The sequence below is a fragment of the Nonomuraea sp. NPDC052634 genome, assembly GCF_040678535.1.
In the GTDB taxonomy this organism is placed as follows: Bacteria; Actinomycetota; Actinomycetes; order Streptosporangiales; family Streptosporangiaceae; genus Nonomuraea; species Nonomuraea fastidiosa.
In genome coordinates this window covers 175,392-195,810 of sequence record NZ_JBFATY010000001.1, presented here as the reverse complement: position 1 = coordinate 195,810, position 20,419 = coordinate 175,392, and the positions used below count along the sequence as shown (strand labels likewise).

The window sequence follows — 20,419 nt, the reverse complement described above, 5'->3', positions numbered from 1 at the left end:
CGTACGAAGGAGAACGCGATGGCCAAGTACCTGCTGCTCAAGCACTACCGGGGCGCGCCCGCGCCGGTCAACGACGTGCCGATGGACCAGTGGACGCCGGAGGAGGTCTCGGCGCACATCCAGTACATGCGCGACTTCGCCAAGCGGCTGGAGGACACCGGCGAGTTCGTCGACGCCCAGGCGCTCGCTCCGGAGGGCATGTGGGTCCGATACGGCGGCGAGGGCCGGCCGCCGGTCACCGACGGCCCGTTCCCCGAGACCAAGGACCTGATCGCCGGCTGGATGGTGATCGACGTCGACAGCCAGGAGCGGGCGCTGGAGCTGGCCGCCGAGCTGTCGGCGGCGCCGGGCGCGGGCGGCGAGCCGATCCACGAATGGCTGGAGGTGCGGCCGTTCCTCCACGAGCCCGAGACCATCACGGAGTAGCCGCATGGTGGACGAGGCCCTGCTGCGCAGCCTCACCCCCGTCGTGATCGGCGTCCTCGTCCGTCGCGGAGCGGATTTCGCGGCGGCCGAGGACGCCGTACAGGAGGCGCTGGTCGAGGCCGTGCGCGGCTGGCGGGACGGCCCGCCGCGCGACCCGCAGGGCTGGCTGGTCACCGTGGCCTGGCGCAAGTTCCTCGACGCCGCCCGCGCCGACACCGCGCGCCGCGACCGCGAGGCGCGTGCCGGGGCCGAGCCGCCGCCCGGCCCCGGCACGGCGGTGGACGACACGCTGTGGCTGTACTTCCTGTGCGCGCATCCGTCGCTGTCGCCGTCCTCGGCCGTGGCGCTCACGCTGCGCGCGGTCGGCGGGCTGACCACGCGGCAGATCGCGCAGGCGTACATGGTGCCGGAGGCGACGATGGCGCAGCGCATCAGCAGGGCCAAGCGGACCGTCGCGAACGTCCGCTTCGACCGGCCGGGCGACGTCGCCACCGTGCTGCGCGTGCTCTACCTGGTCTTCAACGAGGGCTACTCCGGCGACGTGGACCTCGCCGAGGAGGCGATCAGGCTCACCCGGCAGCTCGCCGCGATGATCGACCACGAGGAGGTGGCGGGCCTGCTCGCGCTCATGCTGCTGCACCACGCGCGGCGCGCGGCCAGGACCGGCCCCGACGGCCGGCTCATCCCCCTCGCCGAGCAGGACCGCAGCCTGTGGGACACCCGCATGATCGCCGAGGGCGTGAAGGTGCTGCAGGCGGCGCTGGCCCGAGACCGGCTGGGCGAGTACCAGGCGCAGGCGGCCATCGCCGCGCTGCACGCCGACGCGCAGACGGCCGAGGAGACCGACTGGGTGCAGATCGTCGAGTGGTACGACGAGCTGGTCCGCCTCACCGGCAGCCCGGTGGCCCGGCTCAACCGGGCCGTCGCGGTCGGGGAGGCCGACGGGCCGCGCGCCGGTCTGGCCGCTTTGGCGGAGCTGGACCCCGCCCTGCCCAGGTACGCCGCCGTCGCGGCGTACCTGCACGAACGTGACGGCGACCGGGAGACGGCGGCCCGGCTGTACGCCGAGGCCGCCCGGTCGGCGCCGAGCCTGCCCGAGCGCGACCACCTCATCCGGCAGGCGGCCAGGCTCCGCTCCTCATGATCTCCTCAGGAGGTGGAGCGGCCGAGCACGCAGAACTCGTTGCCCTCGATGTCGGCCATCACCGTCCACGACACCTCGCCCTGCCCCACGTCGGCGAAGCGCGCGCCGAGCTCCTGCAGCCGGGCCACCTGCGCCGGCTTGTCGTCGGCCGGGTCGGGCAGCACGTCGAGGTGGAAGCGGTGCCACACCTCCGGCTCGCCGGAGACCCGGATCAACTCCAGGTACGGCCCGACGCCCTGGGACGAGCGCAGCCTGGCGTGGTCGCCGGTCACCTCGTGCACGGTCCAGTCGAGCGCCTCGCCCCAGAAGCCGGCCATGGCCCCGGGGTCGGCGCAGTCGACGACCACGGCGGCGATCGGCCCGGTGTCGCGGTAGATCTCGCGCGGCTCCAGGACGCAGAAGACGTTGCCTTCCGGGTCGGCCATCACCGTCCACGGCACGTCGCCCTGCCCGATGTCGGCGGGGGTCGCGCCGAGCTCCGTCAGGCGGGCGACCAGCTCGGCCTGGTGCTCGGCGGAGGTGGTGGCCAGATCGAGGTGGACGCGGTAGCGCACCGTCTCGGGGTCGGGGACCCGGACGAGGTCGATGCAGACGGCGGAGGGGTCCGGCCAGGGGAAGCCCGCCGGCGTGAGGTTCGTCACCCCGGGGGCCTCGCTGTCCATCTCCCAGCCGAGCGCGCCGGCCCAGAAGCGGCCGAGCGCGACCTCGTCGCGCGCCTTGAGGTTCACCTGAGGGAGTTGCAACGGCATGCCGCTCACCCTATCGGGACGCCCCTGGGTGATCGTCGGCCGTGGCCTGGGGCACGCCCGAGTGCGGCAGGCGGCGCGGCGGGACGCCGCCGGCCTCCGGGCGGTACTCGAAGTGCCACCACTCGTTGTCGTAGATGCGGTAGAGGTCGTAGCGGGCGCCGTGCTCCTCCAGCCAGCGTGCGCCCTCGCGCGGGCGGATGTCGAGGGCGACGCCCTGGACGTGGCGTGACTCCTCCGGCGGCAGCACCAGCATGCGCGCGACGGCCGGGGAGCCGCAGCGGCGTACCTCCTCGTCGAATAACCGCTGCTGCGTGGCCGGGTCACGGTATCCGGACGTCAGGCCGATGAGCCGGCCGTGCCGCCACAGCGCCTCGGTGCGCGCCGCCGTGAACGCCGCCCTGGCACCGTCGGTGAGCCCCGTCAGGTCCTCGGCGGGAAAGCGCAGCCCCAGGGCCCAGGTACAGGCCAGCTCCCGGGCCCGGCCGGGACGGCGGGCGAAGGCCACCGGCAGCAGCAGCACCGCCAGCACCATCGTGACCAGGGCGTACACCCGGTCGCGCAGCCTGGGTGGAATGGTGTGTGGTTCGTCCATGGCGACTTACCATGGGCGGCGAATGTGCGCGCGCTGTGCGCCGTATGTCATGGTTCGTCGACGGCTCGATCGTGACACGACCATGACATTGCGGGCACCGCATGCGGACACGGCCGGCCGATAGTGGAGCGGTTGACCGGCAGGTGTGATGTGACGGAGCGAGCCAGTGAAACTCGGCGGCGTATCGCGAGTGTTGTTGATCGAGGATGATCCCGCCGTGCGCGAGGGCCTGGAGCTGGCCCTGAGCCGCCACGGCCACCGCGTGCGCGCGGTGGAGTCCGGCGAGCAGGGGCTCGAGCAGCTGCGCGCGGACCCGCCCGACGTCGTCGTGCTCGACTTGATGCTGCCCGGCATCGACGGTTTCGAGGTGTGCCGCCGCATCCGCGCCGCCGGCGACGTGCCGATCATCATGCTGACCGCGCGCGGCGACGACTTCGACGTGGTGGCCGGGCTGGAGGCGGGCGCTGACGACTACGTGGTCAAGCCGGTGCAGCCCCGGGTGCTGGAGGCCCGCATGCGGGCGGTGCTGCGGCGCGTCGGCCGCGAACAGGCGGAGCTGGAGCACTACCGCGATCTGACCATCGACCGGGCGAGCCTGGTGGTCACCAAGCGGGGCGAGCCGGTCAGTCTCGCCCCGACCGAGCTGCGCATGCTGCTGGAGCTGTCCGGCACGCCCGGCCGGGTGCACACCCGCCAGCAGCTGCTGGAGTCGGTGTGGGAGCACGGCTACTTCGGCGACTCGCGGCTGGTGGACGCGTGCGTGCAGCGGCTGCGCGCCAAGATCGAGGACGACTCGGCATCGCCCGTCTACGTGCAGACGGTCCGCGGGTTCGGCTACCGGTTCGGGCCGGTGTGAAGCCTCCGGCGGCGTCCCTGGGGTTGCGCGGCAGGCTGCTGTCGGCGTTCGTGCTGCTGTGCGTGGTCACGGCGGCGGCGGTGGCCGGCGTCTCCTACGGCAAGGCGCGCAACGAGATCCTGCAGCGGGCCCAGGACGCCGCGGTGGAGGCGATGCGCGAGCGGCTGGCGGCGCTGTATCCGCTGCGCACCGACACGCCGGGCCAGGACGAGCTCGAAAGGATCGCCGCCGGCCTGAACGACACCAACTCCACGGCGGTCGCGTTCTTCCGCGGGCGGCGCGCGCCGGGCCGTCCCGCCCGCCCGCCGGGACAGTGGCGGCCCGGCCGTCCCCCGCTCACGCCGGACCTGGACAGGGCCGCCATCCCCCCGAGGCTGCGCGAGACCGTCGCCGGCGGCACCATGGCCTGGCAGCGCGTGACCTGGCAGGACCTGCCCGTCCTCATCATCGGCGCGCCGCTGATGATCGCCGAGCCGGACGGCACGACCCGCAACTCCGGCATCGAGGTCTACACCGTGCACAGCCTGCTGCCCGAGCAGCGCAGCATCGACGAGCTCGCACTGTGGGCCTGGCTGTACGGAGGCGCGGCGCTGGTGTTCGCGGTGCTCCTCGGCCTGGCGGCCACCCGTGGGGTCCTGCGTCCGGTGCGCGAGCTGGGGCGGGCGGCGCGGCTGCTGGGCGAGGGCCGGCTGCACACCAGGATCGAGGTACGCGGCTCCGACGAGCTGGCCGACGTGGCCCGGACGTTCAACGACACCGCCGCCGAGCTGGAACGGCACGTCGCGCAGCTGCGTGCGATGGAGGCCGACGCACGCCGGTTCGTGGCCGACGTCTCCCACGAGCTGCGCACCCCGCTCGCCGCGCTGGCGGCGGTCGCCGACGTGCTGGACGAGGAGGCGGCCGACCTGCCCGAGCCCGCCGGACGGGCGGCGCGGCTGGTCAGCCAGGAGACGCTCAACCTGACCCAGCTCGTCAACGACCTCATCGAGATCAGCCGGTTCGACTCCGGTGTGGCGGCGCTCGCTGTGAACGACGTGGACGTGGCCGAGCTGGTCCGCGCGACGCTGCGGACGCGGGGCTGGTCGGAGGCGGTGGAGACCGAGCTGCCCGCCGGGGTGAGCGCGCGGCTGGATCCGCGCCGGGTGGACGTCGTCCTCGCCAACCTGGTCGGCAACGCCCTGCGGCACGGCGAGCCTCCGGTGTCGGTACGCCTGTCCGCCGACGGCGACTCGATCACCGTCGACGTCCGCGACCACGGTCCCGGCCTGGATGAGGAGGTGCTGCCGCACGTGTTCGACCGCTTCTACAAGGCAAGCGCGGCCCGGGCGAGGTCCGAGGGCAGCGGTCTCGGCCTGGCCATCGCCCGGGAGAACGCCCGCCTGCACGGGGGCGACCTGACCGTCGCCAACGCGCCGGACGGCGGCGCCGTCTTCACCCTCCGCCTCCCCCGCACCCAGGACCAGAACAGCGCGCCACCGCCGGGCGCCCCGGACACGGCCGCCGCGCCCGCGCTTTCCGCTCAGGATGCAAGCACCCCTCAGGATGGAAGCACCCCGTCCCAGCCGGGCGCCCCGCGCCGGGACGCCTCCCCCGCGCCCCGCGACGCGGACGGGGGCTCCTCATGAGCACGGGGCGGGCCTGGCGGGCTCTGGTGGGTGTGGGGCTGGCGCTGGTCGTGGTGGCGGGCTGCGGGGTGCGGCCGAGCGACGTGATCCCGGTCGGCCCGCCGCCGAGCGGCCCCGTCGCCTCGGCCAGGGCGACCGCCATCTACTTGATCAAGGACGGCAGGCTGCATCCGGTGCCGCGCCCGCGCGGCCGGTTGTACCCGGCGGACGCGCTGGCGCTGCTGGCGGCCGGGCCGACGGCGCAGGAACGGCAGCAGGGCTACACCTCGGACGTGCCGCGCGAGGCGGAACCGTTCACGGTGGCCTCCGAGCAGGGCGGCCGCCTGGTGATCATCCCGTCGGGCCCGCCCGGCGAGCTGCCGGAGCGGGCCGTCGGGCAGATCGTGTGCACGGTGGCGGCCATGCTGCCGGGCGCCGCCCAGGACATCACGGTCGCCGGCGCCGAGCCGCGCGTGGATCCCGGGGACTGCCCGCCCGTTTGACGAACATTATCCGTACGGATAATGTTTATCCACATGGATAACGAAGGGGATGCACCGTGACCACGCGCGAGGCGGCGACGGCAGCCCGCAGGGAGCAGATCACCCGCACCGCCATCGCCCTGCTGGCCGAGCGCGGCTACCAGGCCACGACGTTCGAGGCCATCCGCACCGAGGCCGGGCTCAGCAGCAAGCGGCTGATCACCTACCACTTCTCCGGCAAGGACGAGCTGTTCGCGGCCGTGGCCGAGCAGATCGTCGCCGACAGCGAGCAGTACATGCAGGCCGCGCTCAGCGGTGTGACCGGCCCGCGCGAGCTGCTCGCGGCCGTCATCCGGGCGAACGTGCGGTTCATCGCCGAGCACCCGCGCGAGGTGGCGGCGCTGCGGCAGATCCTCATCAACGGCGGACTGCGCGACTACGAGCGCTACGACATCGACTCGCGCGAGCGGCTGGCCCGCCTGCTCGACGAGGGGCAGCGCGCCGGCGACTTCCGCCCGTTCGACGAGCGGATCATGGCGGCGGCGCTGCGGGCCTCGATCGACGCCGTGGCCCCGCTCATCGCGGCCGGCGTCGATCCCGAGCTCTGCGCCGAGGAGCTGGTGGAGCACTTCGACCGCAGCACCCGCGACGTACCGCGGCGAACGGGAAGGGACGAGCGATGAGCAGCACCGACCACGCCGGGCGCACCTACGTGGTGACCGGCTCGGCCTCGGGTATCGGCGCGGCGACCGCGGCCATGCTCCGCGAGCGCGGCGGCACGGTCATCGGCTGCGACCTCGCCGGCGCCGACGTCCAGGCAGACCTGTCCACCCCTGAGGGGCGGCGGTCGCTGGTCGAGCAGGTGGCCGGGCACGGCCCCATCGACGCGGTGCTCGCCGTGGCGGGCGGCGGCAAGACGGGGATGCTGGAGACGAACTTCTTCGGCGCGGTCGCCACCCTCGAAGGGCTGCGCCCGCTGCTGGCGCGCAGCGGCGCGCCCCGCGCCGTGGCCGTATCGTCGACCTCCTCGCTGGAACCCGCCGACGCACGGGTCATCAAGGCGTGCCTGGACGGCGACGAGGAAGCCGCGCTCGCCCTCATGCGCGCCGAGCCGGGCATCGGCGGCGCCACCGGCGGTTACGGCCTGGCCAAGCGGGCGCTGAACCGCTGGGTGCGCAGGGCCGCGCCGACGCCGGAGTGGGCGGGGTCCGGCATCGCGCTCAACGCGGTCGCGCCCGGCGTCGTGGACACGCCCGCCGCCGCGTACATCATCGAGGACGACGAGGTGCGCCGCGCGGTGGAGTCGGTCTCGCCGCAGCCGTTCGGCGGCTTCCCCGGACGGCCGGAGTGGGTGGCCGAGCTGATCTGCTGGCTGGCCGGGGCGGGCAACCGCTTCGTCACCGGGCAGGTGATCTTCGCCGACGGAGGCGCGGAGGCCACGCTGATCGGCGACGCGCACTGGCGCTGACACGCTCCCCCACATCCCCGGCCGACAAGGGCGCGGCCTTCGCCGTCTCGCCGCAGACCTCCCCGGCGCCGGAGCCGTCCCGAGGCCACGGCCGGGTGTCAGGTGGTGACCCTGGCCAGCACGATGCCGCCGACGATGAGGCCGAGCGCGGCGATCCTGCCCACCGAGACGGGGTCGTCGTTGAGCACGATGCCCAGCGTGATCGCGCCGATGGCGCCGATGCCGGTGAAGACCGCGTAGGCGGTGCCGACCGGCAGCGTGTTCATGGCCTGCGACAGCAGCCAGACGGCGGCGGCCATCAGGGCCAGGCAGATCAGCGTGGGCAGCGGCCGGGTGAAGTTGTGCGTCGGTTTGATGCTCTGCGACCAGGCCACCTCGACGAGCCCGGCCAGCAGCAGGGTCAGCCAGCTCATCGGGCCGCCTCCTTGGCCACGGCCTCCACCGCCGCCGACAGCGACCGCTCGTGCTGCTCGCGCAGGTGGGCGAGCCCGGGGTCGAGGCGGGCGTTGGCCAGCTCGGCGTGGATGAAGGTGACGTCGTCCACGCCGAAGTGGCCCTTGAAGAAGTCGCGCAGGTAGCGCTCCTGGTGGTCGTAGGGCTCGCGCGGCGTGCCCGGCCCGTAGGCGCCGCCGCGCGCGCTGGTCACCACGAACGAGCGCCCGCGCAGGGACATCTTGGGGAAGGTGATCTGGTCGAGCCAGGCCTTGAGCGACGACGGGATCGAGTAGTTGTACATCGGCGTGCCGATCAGGATCACCTCGGCCGCGACCACCTCCTGCAGCAGCGGCTCCACGATGGCCCACGCCGCGCGCTGCGCCGGGGTGCGCACGGCCTCGCGGTAGCGCGCGATGTCGGTGATCTCGTGCTCGAGGATGTGGTCGCAGATCTCGGTCCACGCCTCGCCGATGTGCGGTACGGGGTTCGCGGCCAGGTCGCGGTAGGCGTACCCGGCCTGGGGGTGCGCCGTGCGCCAGGTCTCGGCGTACAGGCGGGACAGCCTGCGCGAGAACGACGTGCGGCGGGCGCTGGCGTCCAGGTGCAGCAGCATGGTCTCTCCTCACCACAGCTATGCGGACACGGTGTCCACTTGACTATAAGCGGACACCGCGTCCACATACAATCGGTGGCATGGAGAGAGCCGACGCCGCGCGCAACCGGGCACGGATCCTCGAGGCGGCCGCGCAGCTGTTCGCCGAGCGGCCGCCGCACGAGGTGACGATGGACGACATCGCCAAGAGAGCCGGCGTGGGCCGGGGCACCCTCTACCGCCGCTACCCCGACCGGGCGTCGATCGCCGTCGCGCTGCTCGACGAGCACGAGCGGGACCTGCAGGAACGTCTGCTGCGCGGCGAGCCGCCCCTGGGGCCGGGGGCGCCGCCCGCCGACCGGCTGGCCGCCTTCTACGCCGCCATGGTCGATCTGCTGGAGGGCCACTCCCACCTGGTGCTCGGCTCGGAGCTGGGCCGCTCGCGTTTCGAGACCGGCGCGTACGGCTTCTGGCGCGCGCACGTGCGCTCCCTCCTGGTCGCCGCCGCCGTCCCGGACCCCGACGCCCTGGTCGAGATCCTGCTCGCACCGCTCGCCCCCGAGGTGTACGACCACCAGCGCACGGTGCTCGGCCTCAGCCCGCGGCAGATCACGCAGGCGCTGGGCAGGCTCGCGGCGATCCTGCAGCGGTGACACCGCTCACCACCCGCACGGCCCCTCAGCGGCTTCCTGCGCGCGGCCGCGCGGCGGCGTGTGCGGCCAGGAACGGCAGCACGACCTCGGCCATCTCGTCGGGGACCTCCTCGGCCAGGTCGTGCCCGGCGTCGAAGACGTGGCCGGTGACGTCGTCGGCGAACATCCGCATCTGGGTCTCGTTGCGCTCGCCGATGAAGGCGGAGCCGCCGAGCGCCAGCACGGGGATGCCGAGTCTGCGCCGCGCCGCCTGCCGGTTCTGCTCGGCGTCGACGAGCATGGCCCGATAGATCGACAGCATCGCGCGGATGCCGCCGGGCATGGAGTAGCAGCGCACGTACTCCTCGATGGCGTCGGGGGTGGCGCTGTCAGGGCGGCTGCGCTCGTTCTTGATCATGTACGTGATGAGCTCGCGCTCGTGCCCGGCGATGAGCATCTCGGGCACGTCGGGCTGGAAGTAGAAGCCGAGGTGCCACAGGTGCAGGCCGCCTGCGACGTTCTCCGGGGTGAGCGCGGCGTGGTCTTCGAAGCCGTAGCCGGGAAAGAGCGCTTCGGCGAAGACCAGGGAGGTGACGCGGTCGCGGTGGCGGGCGGCGAGCTGGTAGCCGATCACCGCTCCCCAGTCCTCGCCGATCACGGCGTAGGCGTCGTGGCCGAGGCGGGCCATGAGGGCGGCGACGTCGTCGGCCATGGTGGCGGAGTCGTAGCCGCCGGCGGGGCGGGCGGAGTCGCCGAGCCCGCGCAGGTCCGGCACGACGACGGTGTAGCGGGGCGTCAGCTTCGGCACCAGGTGGCGCCAGTGGTAGCCGGTCTTGGGCACGCCGTGCAGCAGCACCACGGCGGGCCCCGACCCGGCGGTGCGGTAGTGCAGGCTCGTTCCGTTGGCGGCGGCGCGGCCGGTGCGTACGGGGGCGCCGCGGTGGTCGATCATCATCGCGTGGATCAGCCTTCCGATAAGTAACTGGATCGTTCGATACAGATTGCGGGCAGGAAAAGCTCACTCGATGGCGGCCACGGCGACCTCCACGAGCGGCTCCAGGGCGCGGACGTCCGGCGTCACCTTGGCGGAGACGAGCAGCCCGTTGAGGAACGTCACCAGGAAGGCCGCGAGCGTCTCGGGATCGTGCCGCGGCGACAGCTCGCCGCGCTCGGCCGCCGCCCGCAGCAGGCCGGCCAGCGCCTCCTGGTTGGCGTCCAGCACGTCGCGCACGATGCGCCGGGTCGGCCGGTCCTGCGGCAGGCGCTCGGTCGCGGCGTTGATCAGCAGACAGCCGCGGCCGCCCTCGGCGGCGATGCGGACCCGCTCCAGCAGCAGCGCGCGGATGGCCGCGCGGGCGTCGCCCTCGCGTTCGAGGGTGCGCAGGGCGGCGGTCGCGTACGTGGTGCGGTAGTGCTCCAGCGCGGCCCGGTAGAGGCCGTCCTTGTCGCCGAACGCGGCGTACAGCGAGCCCTGCCCGAGCCCGAGGTGGCGGGTGAGGTCACGGATGGAGGTGGCCTCGTATCCGCGCGCCCAGAACAGCTCCATCGCGCGGGCCACGACCGCCTCGGTGTCGAACCCCCTGGTCCTTGCCATGGCACTGACCGTACCCTATCTGGATCGAACGTTCAAAAATCGCGATCCTGAGCCTCTGGCGTGCTGGAATGTTCTTGACTGGAGGAAGGTTGAAGCCTGCATGAAAAAGATCGGTTTCCTGAGCTTCGGGCATTGGTCGTCGTCGCCCTATTCGAAGGCGCGCAGCGCGTCCGACACCCTGCTGCAGTCCATCGAGCTGGCGGTGGCCGCCGAGGAGCTCGGTGCCGACGGCGCCTACTTCCGGGTGCACCACTTCGCCCGCCAGCTCGCCAGCCCGTTCCCGCTGCTGGCCGCCGTCGGAGCGCGGACCAGCCGCATCGAGATCGGCACGGGCGTCATCGACATGCGCTACGAGAACCCCCTCTACATGGCCGAGGACGCCGGCGCGGCCGACCTCATCGCAGGCGGCCGGCTACAGCTCGGCATCAGCCGCGGCTCACCCGAGCAGGTCATCGACGGCTGGCGCTACTTCGGCTACGCGCCCGCCGAAGGCGAGAGCGACGCCGACATGGCGCGCCGGCACGCCGAGGTCTTCCTCAAGGTGCTGGAGGGCGAGGGCTTCGCCGAGCCGAACCCGCGCCCGATGTTCCCCAACCCGCCGGGCCTGCTGCGCATCGAGCCGCACTCGGACGGCCTGCGCAAGCGCATCTGGTGGGGCTCCAGCTCCAACGCCACCGCACGCTGGGCCGCCGGGCTCGGCATGCACCTGATGAGCTCCACGCTCAAGGACGACGAGAACGGCAAGCCGTTCCACGTGCAGCAGGCCGAGCAGATCGCCGCCTACCGCGAGGCGTGGAAGGAGGCCGGGCACGAGGGCGAGCCCCGCGTGTCGGTGAGCCGCTCGATCATGCCGATCGTCAACGACACCGACCGCGCCTACTTCGGTCACGAGCGCACCAGCACCGACCAGATCGGCTTCATCGACGCCACCACCAGGGCCATCTTCGGCCGCACGTACGCCGCCGAGCCCGAGGTGCTGGTCAAGGAGCTGGCCGCCGACGAGGCTATCGCCGCCGCCGACACGCTCCTGCTGACGGTGCCCAGCCAGCTCGGCGTGGACTACAACGCCCACCTGATCTCCTCGGTCCTGAAGTACGTCGCCCCGGAGCTCGGCTGGCGCTGACCGCTCGAACGGCCGTTTTTGTCGGTCCCGCCGTGCACCATCGCCTTGGACACCGTGAGGAGGCGCCATGGCGAGGGGATCCAAGCGGAGCAGGCGGCAGACGCCGATCGTGGCGGCGGGCGCGATCGGCGTCGCGGCCGTGTGGTTCGCCGCCGAGCATCCCGGCTGGGCGGCTGCGGCAGGCGGCCTGCTCGTGCTGCTGCTGGCCGCAGCGCTGCTGCTGCGGCGACGCGTGATCGAGGCGGGACGGCGGCGTTTCCTGGCCGCCAACGCCGAGCTGGAGCGCATCGATCGCCTCTCGGGCAGCGCGTTCGAGCATCTGGTGGCCGAGCGGATGCGGGCCGACGGGTTCCGGCAGGTCCGCGAGCGCGGCGGCGCCGGCGACGGCGGGGTCGACATCGTCGCCGTCGCTCCCGGGCCGGGCCGCCTGGCCGTCCAGTGCAAGCGCTACAGCCGTCCGGTGGGCGCGGCCGAGGTGCGCGAGTTCCTGGGAGCGCTGGCCAACTCCTTCGCCGGTCACACCGGCGTGCTGATCACCTCCAGCCGGCTCACCCGGCAGGCCCGCCAGGAGGCTCAGGGCGCGCGGGATCCGCTCATCGTCGTCGAACGCGACCACCTCGCCGACTGGCTCCTGGGCGAAGCCCCGCTGCTGCCCGGCGGCCGCCTCACGCGCCGCCCGCCGCCGTTGGCCGGCAAGGCCGGATAGGCCGGGGCGCGCGGTGAGCGCGCCGGAGACGTCCAAGCGACGATGGCCGAACCCGCAGGCGCGTGCTCTGCTCACGCGGCGAGCGCGGGGCGGCGGGCCCACGTGGCCCAGCGCCACACCCACTCCAGCGGCCCCTGGCGGAAGCGGCGCAGCCACAGCACCGACCAGCACCACTGCACGAGCAGGATGCCGCCCGTGATCGCGAGCACCGCGACGGTGGGCCAGGCGTGCGGCGGCCCGTCCATCACGGGCGCGACGGCCAGCACGAGGACGGTGGCGGTCAGGTAGTTGGTCAGCGCCATCCGCCCCAACGGCGCGAAGACGGCCTGCAACACCGGCCGCAGCGGGGTCCGGAGCAGGATGAGCAGCAGGCAGATGTACGCGCCCGCGATCAGCAGCCCGCCCAGCGGCATGGTCAGACCGGGCTGCACCTGCTGGGCCTGCAGCGCGCCCACGGGCACCGCCAGCGCGGCACAGGTCAGGCCGATCAGCGCGGGGAGGCGGGCGGAGTCCTCGATGCGGTCGATGACGCCGTACCGGGTGAGCGCCGCGCCGAGCAGGAACAGGCCGGGCACGACCGCGAACGGCCCGCCGCCCAGGGCGAGCGCCGCGAGCAGGAACGCCGCCGCCAGCCAGGCCACCGCTTTGGCGGGCAGCCAGGTGGACGGCAGCAGCACCACGAGCCCGGCCACGGCGTAGACGGCGAGGATGTCACCCTGCCACAGCAGGAAGTGGTGGGCCAGGCCGATCGCCAGCAGCGCCAGCAGCCGGCGCAGCAGCACGAGCCGGGGCCGGGCGGCCCGCTCCCCCGCCGAGCGCAACAGCAGCGCGAACCCGATGCCGAACAGCACCGAGAAGATCGGGTAGAAACGCTGGTCGACGAGCAGGCCGTGCCAGGAGATGCCGTCCTGCGGCGGTGCGACGGGCGGGGCGCCGGCGGCGGCGATCGGCTGCACGTTGGCCAGCAACACGCCGCACAACGCGAAACCGCGCACGACGTCGAGCGCCGCGATGCGGGGCCGTTCAGAAGGGGACATGGAGCCTGATCCTGCGGCCGGCGGCCGGCCGTGCGCATCGGCCCAATGGCGGATCCCGGCCCGTCCCTTCGGCCGAATGTCCGAAGGGACAGGCCCGCGCACCGACGAGCCTGCACGGGCTCATTCATGGTGCGACGTCGAGGTGGGTCGGTTGTCAGTGGGTATGGTCCGATCCCTGCCGCCGCTTTCATCCGCTCCGGAAACGGGTCGCCGGGGAGGGTTGGCGGCCGGAACGTCATCGAGTTCGCCGGGTTCGACCGCATAAGATCCTGTTGGTGCCATCGGGTGACTGCGCGTTCGCGAAGAGAGAAGGACGCGCGGGCATCACGTGCGCTTGCGATTCCCCGGGCCGCCGGCGGGCGTCGATGGCCGAGTCCAGCACGTGGCCTGAAGCGGGTCGCGTTCCCCTCGCCCCCGGAGATTTCCTTATGACGCCGGCTCTCGAGATCGACGAGCTGACCAAGCGCTTCGGCGACACCCTCGCCGTCGACGGCATCCACCTCACCGTCCCGCCGGGCTCGTTCTTCGGGCTCGTCGGCCAGAACGGCGCGGGCAAGACCACCACCCTGTCCATGGCGGTCGGCCTGCTGCGCCCCGACGCGGGCACCGCGCGCATCTTCGGCCAGGACGTCTGGTCCGCGCCCGAACGCGCCAAGACGCTGGTCGGGGTGCTGCCCGACGGGCTGGCCATGCCCGAACGGCTCACCGGACGGGAAGTGCTCACCTATCTCGGCCTGCTGCGCGGGCTGGACAAGGACGTGGTGGCGCAAAGGACCGACGACCTGCTGGGCGTGCTGGAGCTGGACGGCGCCGACAAGACGCTCGTCATCGAGTACTCGACCGGCATGCGCAAGAAGATCGGGCTGGCCACCGCGCTGCTGCACGCGCCCCGCCTGCTGGCGCTGGATGAGCCGTTCGAGGCCGTCGACCCGGTCTCGGCCGCCACGATCAAGACGATCCTGCGCGGCTTCGTGGCCGGCGGCGGCTCGATCGTGCTGTCCAGCCACGTGATGGCGCTGGTCGAGCAGCTGTGCGACCGCGTCGCCGTGATCGACAAGGGGCGCGTGGCGGCGGCCGGCACGCTGCAGGAGGTACGCGGCGCCCGCTCGCTGGAGGACGCCTTCGTCGAGCTCGTCGGCGACCCGGACGACGGCATCAAGGAGTTGTCGTGGCTGTCGAGCTGACCATGGCCCGGATGAAGATCGCGCTGCTGCGGCACGCCCTGCACGGCAGGCGGGCGCAGACGGCCGGCACGGGCGCGACGCTCGGCCTGCTGTGCGCGGCGGCCACGCTCTATCTGGCCTTCACCGACCTCGACCTGCTGGCCGCCGCGTACGCGGTGTGGCTGCTGGGCTGGGTCCTCGGCCCGATCTTCATGGGCGGCGGCGACGAGACACTGCGCCCGGAGTACTTCGCGCTGCTCGGCCTGCCGCCGCGCCGCCTGGCGGGCGGCCTGCTGGTGGCCGCCTTCGTGGGTCTGGCGCCGCTGGCCAGCCTGGTCGCGCTGGGCGGGCTCGTGGTGGCGGGGGCGCGGCAGGGCGCGGCGGCCGCGCTGGTGGCGGTGCCGGCGATGGTGCTGCAGCTGGCCGTGTTCGTGCTGCTGTCGAAGGTGGCGGTGGCGCTGGTCGGCCTGGCCGTACGCACCCGGCCCGGTGCGGTCGCCTCCGGCCTGCTGAACGGCGCGCTCCTGGCCGGGCTCGCGCAGATCTGGGTGTTCCTGGTGGCCTTCGAGCAGACCGGCGTGCCCGCCGTGGTGTACTACCTGCCCTCCGGCTGGGGACTGCTGGCCGTGCAGGGCCGGTGGTGGGCGCTGGCGGCGCTGGCCGCCCTGGTGGTGCTCCTGCTGGCGGTGTGGGCGGCGCTGCTCGGCGAACGCTCCGGCACCACCCGCCGCTCCGGCCGGGCCAGGCGGCCGATGACCGCCGCCACCGCCAACGGCGCGATCGTCGCCAAAGAGCTGCGCACCTGGTCACGCGACCTCGTACGCAACCATCAGCTCACCTTCGCCCTGGCGTATGCCGCCTGCTTCACCACCAGCCCGCTGCTGCTCGGCTGGAACGGCATGCTGCCGTACACGGGCCCGATCTTCATCGTGATGGCGGCGGCGATGAGCGCCAACGTCTACGGTTTCGACGGCACCGCGCTGTGGCTGACGTTGATGATGCCCGGCACGAGCGACGTGCGCGGCCGCCAGCTCGCCTGGCTGGCGGCGCACGCGCCGGTGGCGATCGTCCTCGCCGTGGCGTGCACGGCCGTGACGGGCGGGCCGTGGCCGCTGGTGCTGGCGTTGACGGCCGCGCTGCTGGGCGGCGCGGCCGGGCTGGTGCCGTGGGTGTCGGTGCACCTGCTGGTGCCCGGCACCGATCCGCACCGCCGCGCCGGCAACCCGCTGCGCACCAGCGAGGACGACGGCGGCCTGACCGGGCTCGCCTACCTGATGCTCGTCCTGGTCATCCTCACCGGCGCGCCCGCAGCGCTGACGGCGCTCTTGTGGGGCTGGGCCGGCGTCGCGGCCGGCGTGGTGAGCGGGGCCGCGTGCTGGTGGTGGTTCGGCCTGCTGGCCGAGCGGCGGCTGCGCTCGCGCGGGCCGGAGCTGCTGGACGTCATGCGGACCGGCCGCAAGCCGGAGACGACCGTGACCTCCCGCTTCGACCGGCTGTCGCGGCGCCGCAAGACCGTCGCCTGGTACTGCTTCGGCTTCGGCGCGATCCCGCTGGTGCCGCAGGGCATCGTGGCCGCCGTCTTCGTGGCCAACGACATGCTGCGCCACACCTGGTTCCTGGCCACGTACATGCCGGAGGGGCTGCGCTATCCGGTGGCCGGCGGCTTCATGCTGCTCGGCCTGGCCATGTACGGCGCGGGCCTCTGGGCCGTCAGACCGGCCGCGACCCGCCAGGACGCCCCGGACGCCGCCTCGGACGCTGCCGCCCGCGAGAGCGCCCCGGACGCCCCCTCGGAAGCCGCCGCCCGCCAGGGAGCACCGGACGGCTCATGATCCGGCCGGCACGGATCCCAACCCGCTCCCGGCATGGCTGGTCAAGGAAGGGGCGTGAACCGTTCCGGCCTGTCCCCGACCGTTCCGGCGCCTCGCCCGACTGCGCGGGGTGATGGGAGGGCGAGATGGCCGGCGACCAGAAGCCGAGCGAGCGGGAGGCACAGCGCCGGCGGTGACCGTGCCGGCCCAGAGCGGTGGCCTGGCTGCCACCGGGGGTCGGGGTTCGGTGACGGCGGCGGCCGTGCGGGCCGGGGTGGTGGCTTGGCTGCCATCGCAGGTTGGGGGGTGCGGTGATGGCGTGGCCGTACTACGAGAGCCGCGGCGCGGTGCCGTTCGGCCGGTCGGTGCGGCGCAGGCGGCCGGGGTGGCGCTGGGTGCGGCCACCCGGCACACCCGCGTCGCGATGCCGCTGCCGGTGCCGCTGGTGAGCGCCGGGCAGCCGGCGGCACGGGCGAGCCGACTCGGCGTTTCGGCCGTCGCAGTGGGCCAGACCGGGCTGAGACACGCCACCCCGATTCTGGACGGGGCCACCTCCGTGGTAACGGACAGGGCCACCTCCGCGACCTCGTCGCCGCACCCCAGGTCGGGGCGTCCGGCCTCTCGTCCGCGCAGCGTGCCCGGTGCCGGGGCGGCGACGCTGGGCGCCCGCGTGCCTGGTGCCGGCGGCGCCGGTCGGGGCGGCGTACGTGGTGCTCCGCCGCCCGGCCTGACGCGAGGGCCTGCGTCGTGTTCCGCCGCCGCACCTGACCCCTCGCGAAGAGGGTCAGCGGCGACCGTAGGCGCCGGCTTCGATGTCGGCGATGAGGGTGGGCCCGGTGGGCTTCCAGCCGAGCAGCTCCTGGGTGACCGTGCTGCTCGCGTGGCAGTCGGAGGAGAAGAAGTGCCCGATCCAGCCGAAGTGGCCGGCCACCTCGGCGGGGTCGATCGAGGCGGTGGGCAGGCCGAACACCCGGCCGATGGCCTCGGCGATCTCGCGGGTCGGCACGCCCTGCTCGGCGACGGCGTGCACGCGGCTGCCCGCGGGCGCCTTGTCGAGGGCGAGGGTGACCAGGCGGGCGGCGTCGGAGATGTGCACGGCCGACCAGCGGTTGGCGCCGTCGCCGGGGTAGCCGGAGGCGCCCTTGTCGCGGGCGATCCCGGCGATGACGGAGATGAAGCCGTGGTCGTCGGTGCCGTGCACGGTGGGCGGGAAGCGCAGGGCGACGGCGCGCACGCCGCGCTCGGCGTACGACAGGGCGAGGTTCTCGCTGCCGCCGCGCGGGGCGTCGGGGCCGTGGAAGGGCGAGGGGGCGGCCTCGGTGACGATCGCCTCGCCGAAACCGGCGATGCCGGAGGCGAGCAGGAACGGCCGGTCGCTGCCGGCGAGGGCGTCGCCGATGGCCTGGACGGCGGCGCGTTCGGCGGCGTTGGTGCCGGCCAGGTCGTCCCAGTTGTGCTTGTTGGCCAGGTGGATGACGGCCTCGGCCGTCGAGGCGGCGGCGCGGATGCCGGCCAGGTCGTCGAGGTCGCCGCGGTGGACGGCGGCGCCCTTGGCCTCCAGTTTGGCGGCGGAGGCGTCGGAGCGGGCCAGGCCGGTGACCTTGTGGCCGGCGGCGAGCAGGTCGTCGACGACGGCGGAGCCGATCCATCCGGAGGCTCCGGTGACGAACACGTGCATGGCGGGATCTCCTCACGCGCCCCTTCCGGGGCGGATTCCAAGTGATGACAGCAACTGACGTCAGTCGCTGACATAGCGTAGCTCGCATGTCAGTTGCTGTCATCACTAGACTCGAGGCCATGGTGCGTTGGGAACCCGGAGCCCCCGATCGGCTGCAGCAGGCGGCCCTAGAGCTGTTCGCCACCCGCGGCTACGAGGAGACGACCGCCGCGGAGATCGCCCAAGCGGTCGGGCTGACCGAGCGCACCTTCTTCCGCCACTTCAAGGACAAGCGCGAGGTCCTCTTCCGCGGCCAGGACCACCTGGTCAAGGCCGCCCTCCAGGGCGTGAACGCCGCGCCCGAGCAGGCCACGCCGATGGAGGTGCTCACCTCCGCCCTGCAGGCGATCACCTCGGCCTTCTCCGACGAGCGCCGCCCCTGGTCACGTACCCGCCAGCAGGTCATCGACCGCAACCCCGCCCTGCAGGAACGCGAGCAGCACAAGCTGTCGATACTGGCCGCCACGATCGCCGAGGCCATGGCCGCACGCGGCGTCGCCGCGCCCACGGCCACGCTGGCCGCGCGCTCGGGCATCGCCGCGTTCGAGGTCGCGTTCCTGCGCTGGATCGCCGACGGCGAGCAGCGCCCGCTCACCGTCATCATCAAGGACGTGCTCGACGAGCTGCGCGCCCTCCTGCGGTGAGGCCCGTTATTCGATTGTGGTCACCGGCCGATCCCCTCCTATCCTGTACGGCGTGATTCATCGGGGGCGACCGGCAACGGCGCACATGCGCATCACGCGGGCCAACGCCCGCTTCCAGCAGTGGCAGGCCCTGCTGGGCAACCGCACCAAGCGGCAGCGCGCCAAGGAGTTCATCGTCCAGGGCGTACGCCCGATCAGCCTCGCAGTGGAGTTCGGCCACCCCATCCGGGCCATGCTCTACGACGCCGAGCGCACGCTGTCGAGCTGGGCCCGGCAGATGCTGGAGGTCTCCGGGGCCGAGCCCGTGGCCCTCGCCCCCGACCTGCTGCGGCAGCTCGGCGAGAAAGACGAGGACGTGCCCGAGCTGGTCGCGGTCGCCGAGCTGCCCGAGGACGACCTGTCCCGCATCCAGGCAGGGCCGCGGTTTCTGGGCGCGGTGTTCGACCGGCCCAACATGCCCGGCAACATCGGCACCATGGCCCGCTCGCTGGACGCCTTCGGCGGCACCGGCCTCATCGTCACCGGCCACGCCGCCGACCCCTACGACCCCCGCTCGGTGCGCGCCTCGACCGGCTCGCTGCTGGCGTTGCCGGTGGTGCGCTGCCCCTCACACCGCGAGGTCCTCGCCTGGGTGGACGGCCTGCGCGCCCAGGGGGTGCCGCTGACGGTCGTCGGCACCGACGAAAAAGGCGACCGCGACATCTCCGAGCTCGACCTGACCGGCCCGACCCTGCTGGTCATCGGCAACGAGACCACCGGCATGAGCGCCGCATGGCGGCAGTCCTGCGACGTCATGGCCCGCATCCCCATGGCCGGCTCGGCCAGCTCGCTCAACGCCGCCAGCGCGGCCACCGTCACCCTGTACGAGGCCGCCCGCCAGCGCCGCGCGGCCACGAGCGGCCCCGCATGACCTACCGCCACGCCGTCGAGCCCCGCGACCACCAGGACCTGGCCAGCGGCTCGGTGCTGCACTCCGCGCCCGGGTTCCCCGCCTTTCCCGTCCGGCTGGCCAGCGAGATCTTCCAGCGCGCCCTGGCCCTGCGCGGCGGAGACGAGCCGGCCGCGCTGTGGGATCCGTGCTGCGGCAGCGGCTACCTGCTGACCGTGACGGCGCTGCTGCACCGCTCCCGCATCGCCTCGGTGCTGGCCACCGACCTCGACCCCGAGGCGGTCGCCCTGGCCGGGCGCAACCTCGCCCTGCTCAGCCGGGCCGGACTCAACGCCCGCGCCGCCGACCTGCGCGAGCGCGCCGGACGCTTCGGAAAACCCGCCTACACCAAGGCCGCCCAGGCCGCCGGCCGCCTGGCGGACGCGCTGCAGGCGGCCGGCGGCGACCTCCCCCACGCCGCACGCCAGGCCGATGTGTTCGACCCCGCCCAGCTCCGGCAGGCCGTCGCCGGCCGCATACCGGACATCGCGATCACCGACGTCCCCTACGGCGAGCAGGCCCACTGGCACGGCCCCTCGGCCGCCGAAGGCGTCACCGGCATGGTCGAGGCGGTGACGGCGGTGCTGCCGCAGGGCGGCGTGCTGGCGGTCACCGTACGCGGCCGCAAGGTCGTCGTGGACGGCGACCGCCGCCCCGACGCCTCCTTCAAGATCGGCACCCGCGCGGTCGCGCTGTTCCGCATCCCCGCCTGACGC

23 protein-coding genes are annotated in these 20,419 nt (G+C 73.5%); 15 read left to right on the top strand and 8 right to left on the bottom strand.

Going from position 1 to position 20,419, the window contains the following annotated elements; all coding sequences use genetic code 11:
* Window positions 1-18 precede the first annotated feature (18 nt).
* Together AB0K67_RS00975 and AB0K67_RS00970 are read left to right on the top strand one after the other, a co-directional pair.
* Window positions 19-426: a YciI family protein gene (locus AB0K67_RS00975; protein WP_364057376.1), complete on the top strand. Its 408-nt coding sequence runs from the start codon at window positions 19-21 to the stop codon at window positions 424-426.
* Between the two features lie 7 nt (window positions 427-433).
* Entirely contained in the window at window positions 434-1,570 is a 1,137-nt protein-coding gene (locus AB0K67_RS00970) for a DUF6596 domain-containing protein (RefSeq protein WP_364057373.1), read from the top strand.
* Window positions 1,571-1,575: 5 nt separating this feature from the next.
* Here the strand turns inward: AB0K67_RS00970 and AB0K67_RS00965 are convergent, their stop codons facing one another.
* Both AB0K67_RS00965 and vanY-N read right to left on the bottom strand, forming a co-directional pair.
* Window positions 1,576-2,319: a VOC family protein gene (locus AB0K67_RS00965; protein ID WP_364050741.1), complete on the bottom strand. Its 744-nt coding sequence runs from the start codon at window positions 2,317-2,319 to the stop codon at window positions 1,576-1,578.
* A gap of 10 nt (window positions 2,320-2,329) precedes the next feature.
* A complete protein-coding gene (vanY-N, locus tag AB0K67_RS00960; RefSeq protein ID WP_364050738.1) occupies window positions 2,330-2,911 on the bottom strand; it encodes a D,D-peptidase/D,D-carboxypeptidase VanY-N in 582 nt (193 codons plus the stop codon).
* 190 nt (window positions 2,912-3,101) lie between these two features.
* Here vanY-N and AB0K67_RS00955 point away from each other — a divergent pair, with 190 nt between their 5' ends.
* The 5 genes from AB0K67_RS00955 to AB0K67_RS00935 are packed head-to-tail and all read left to right on the top strand — an operon-like array spanning window position 3,102 to window position 7,321.
* Window positions 3,102-3,767 (top strand): response regulator transcription factor, encoded by a 666-nt coding sequence (locus AB0K67_RS00955; protein ID WP_364050735.1) that lies wholly within the window; start codon window positions 3,102-3,104, stop codon window positions 3,765-3,767.
* On the top strand, window positions 3,764-5,392 hold the full coding sequence (locus tag AB0K67_RS00950) for a HAMP domain-containing sensor histidine kinase (protein WP_364050732.1): 1,629 nt from the start codon (window positions 3,764-3,766) through the stop codon (window positions 5,390-5,392). Before AB0K67_RS00955 ends, AB0K67_RS00950 begins: the two co-directional genes overlap by 4 nt.
* Window positions 5,389-5,874: a hypothetical protein gene (locus tag AB0K67_RS00945; RefSeq protein ID WP_364050729.1), complete on the top strand. Its 486-nt coding sequence runs from the start codon at window positions 5,389-5,391 to the stop codon at window positions 5,872-5,874. Before AB0K67_RS00950 ends, AB0K67_RS00945 begins: the two co-directional genes overlap by 4 nt.
* A gap of 56 nt (window positions 5,875-5,930) precedes the next feature.
* Complete coding sequence (locus tag AB0K67_RS00940; protein WP_364050726.1) at window positions 5,931-6,536, top strand: TetR/AcrR family transcriptional regulator; 606 nt, start codon at window positions 5,931-5,933, stop codon at window positions 6,534-6,536.
* Window positions 6,533-7,321 carry an SDR family oxidoreductase gene (locus tag AB0K67_RS00935; RefSeq protein WP_364050723.1) on the top strand — a complete coding sequence of 263 codons (789 nt, stop codon included), beginning with the start codon at window positions 6,533-6,535 and terminating at the stop codon, window positions 7,319-7,321. The genes AB0K67_RS00940 and AB0K67_RS00935 overlap by 4 nt, the downstream gene beginning before the upstream one ends.
* 98 nt (window positions 7,322-7,419) lie before the next feature.
* On the opposite strand, the gene AB0K67_RS00930 is transcribed toward AB0K67_RS00935, so the two are convergent.
* Together AB0K67_RS00930 and AB0K67_RS00925 are read right to left on the bottom strand one after the other, a co-directional pair.
* Entirely contained in the window at window positions 7,420-7,734 is a 315-nt protein-coding gene (locus tag AB0K67_RS00930) for a multidrug efflux SMR transporter (protein WP_364050720.1), read from the bottom strand.
* A complete protein-coding gene (locus AB0K67_RS00925; RefSeq protein ID WP_364050717.1) occupies window positions 7,731-8,369 on the bottom strand; it encodes an NAD(P)H-dependent oxidoreductase in 639 nt (212 codons plus the stop codon). The genes AB0K67_RS00930 and AB0K67_RS00925 overlap by 4 nt, the downstream gene beginning before the upstream one ends.
* 80 nt (window positions 8,370-8,449) lie before the next feature.
* On the opposite strand from AB0K67_RS00925, the gene AB0K67_RS00920 reads away from it, so the two are divergent.
* Window positions 8,450-9,001, top strand: a complete 552-nt coding sequence (locus AB0K67_RS00920; RefSeq protein WP_364050714.1) for a helix-turn-helix domain-containing protein — start codon at window positions 8,450-8,452, stop codon at window positions 8,999-9,001.
* A gap of 25 nt (window positions 9,002-9,026) precedes the next feature.
* Here the strand turns inward: AB0K67_RS00920 and AB0K67_RS00915 are convergent, their stop codons facing one another.
* Both AB0K67_RS00915 and AB0K67_RS00910 read right to left on the bottom strand, forming a co-directional pair.
* Window positions 9,027-9,935 (bottom strand): alpha/beta fold hydrolase, encoded by a 909-nt coding sequence (locus AB0K67_RS00915; protein WP_364050711.1) that lies wholly within the window; start codon window positions 9,933-9,935, stop codon window positions 9,027-9,029.
* Window positions 9,936-9,998: 63 nt separating this feature from the next.
* The gene (locus tag AB0K67_RS00910; protein WP_364050708.1) at window positions 9,999-10,574 is read right to left on the bottom strand and encodes a TetR family transcriptional regulator; all 576 of its coding nucleotides are present in this window, start codon (window positions 10,572-10,574) and stop codon (window positions 9,999-10,001) included.
* 100 nt (window positions 10,575-10,674) lie between these two features.
* Between AB0K67_RS00910 and AB0K67_RS00905 the strand changes: the two genes are divergently transcribed.
* Entirely contained in the window at window positions 10,675-11,697 is a 1,023-nt protein-coding gene (locus AB0K67_RS00905; protein ID WP_364050706.1) for an LLM class flavin-dependent oxidoreductase, read from the top strand.
* Window positions 11,698-11,764: 67 nt separating this feature from the next.
* Window positions 11,765-12,403 (top strand): restriction endonuclease, encoded by a 639-nt coding sequence (locus tag AB0K67_RS00900; protein WP_364050704.1) that lies wholly within the window; start codon window positions 11,765-11,767, stop codon window positions 12,401-12,403.
* A gap of 71 nt (window positions 12,404-12,474) precedes the next feature.
* On the opposite strand, the gene AB0K67_RS00895 is transcribed toward AB0K67_RS00900, so the two are convergent.
* A complete protein-coding gene (locus AB0K67_RS00895; RefSeq protein ID WP_364050701.1) occupies window positions 12,475-13,440 on the bottom strand; it encodes a DUF418 domain-containing protein in 966 nt (321 codons plus the stop codon).
* Window positions 13,441-13,868: 428 nt separating this feature from the next.
* Here AB0K67_RS00895 and AB0K67_RS00890 point away from each other — a divergent pair, with 428 nt between their 5' ends.
* Window positions 13,869-14,624 (top strand): ABC transporter ATP-binding protein, encoded by a 756-nt coding sequence (locus AB0K67_RS00890; RefSeq protein ID WP_364050698.1) that lies wholly within the window; start codon window positions 13,869-13,871, stop codon window positions 14,622-14,624.
* Window positions 14,609-16,435 carry a hypothetical protein gene (locus AB0K67_RS00885; RefSeq protein WP_364050695.1) on the top strand — a complete coding sequence of 609 codons (1,827 nt, stop codon included), beginning with the start codon at window positions 14,609-14,611 and terminating at the stop codon, window positions 16,433-16,435. The genes AB0K67_RS00890 and AB0K67_RS00885 overlap by 16 nt, the downstream gene beginning before the upstream one ends.
* Before the next feature lie 763 nt (window positions 16,436-17,198).
* Here the strand turns inward: AB0K67_RS00885 and AB0K67_RS00880 are convergent.
* Window positions 17,199-18,092: an SDR family oxidoreductase gene (locus AB0K67_RS00880; RefSeq protein ID WP_364050692.1), complete on the bottom strand. Its 894-nt coding sequence runs from the start codon at window positions 18,090-18,092 to the stop codon at window positions 17,199-17,201.
* Window positions 18,093-18,211: 119 nt separating this feature from the next.
* On the opposite strand from AB0K67_RS00880, the gene AB0K67_RS00875 reads away from it, so the two are divergent.
* The 3 genes from AB0K67_RS00875 (at window position 18,212) to AB0K67_RS00865 (ending at window position 20,416) form a co-directional block, all read left to right on the top strand.
* A complete protein-coding gene (locus AB0K67_RS00875) occupies window positions 18,212-18,775 on the top strand; it encodes a helix-turn-helix domain-containing protein (RefSeq protein ID WP_364050689.1) in 564 nt (187 codons plus the stop codon).
* Window positions 18,776-18,860: 85 nt separating this feature from the next.
* Window positions 18,861-19,685 (top strand): TrmH family RNA methyltransferase, encoded by an 825-nt coding sequence (locus tag AB0K67_RS00870; RefSeq protein WP_364050686.1) that lies wholly within the window; start codon window positions 18,861-18,863, stop codon window positions 19,683-19,685.
* Window positions 19,682-20,416 carry an rRNA methyltransferase gene (locus tag AB0K67_RS00865; RefSeq protein ID WP_364050683.1) on the top strand — a complete coding sequence of 245 codons (735 nt, stop codon included), beginning with the start codon at window positions 19,682-19,684 and terminating at the stop codon, window positions 20,414-20,416. The genes AB0K67_RS00870 and AB0K67_RS00865 overlap by 4 nt, the downstream gene beginning before the upstream one ends.
* The last annotated feature ends 3 nt before the right edge of the window (window positions 20,417-20,419 follow it).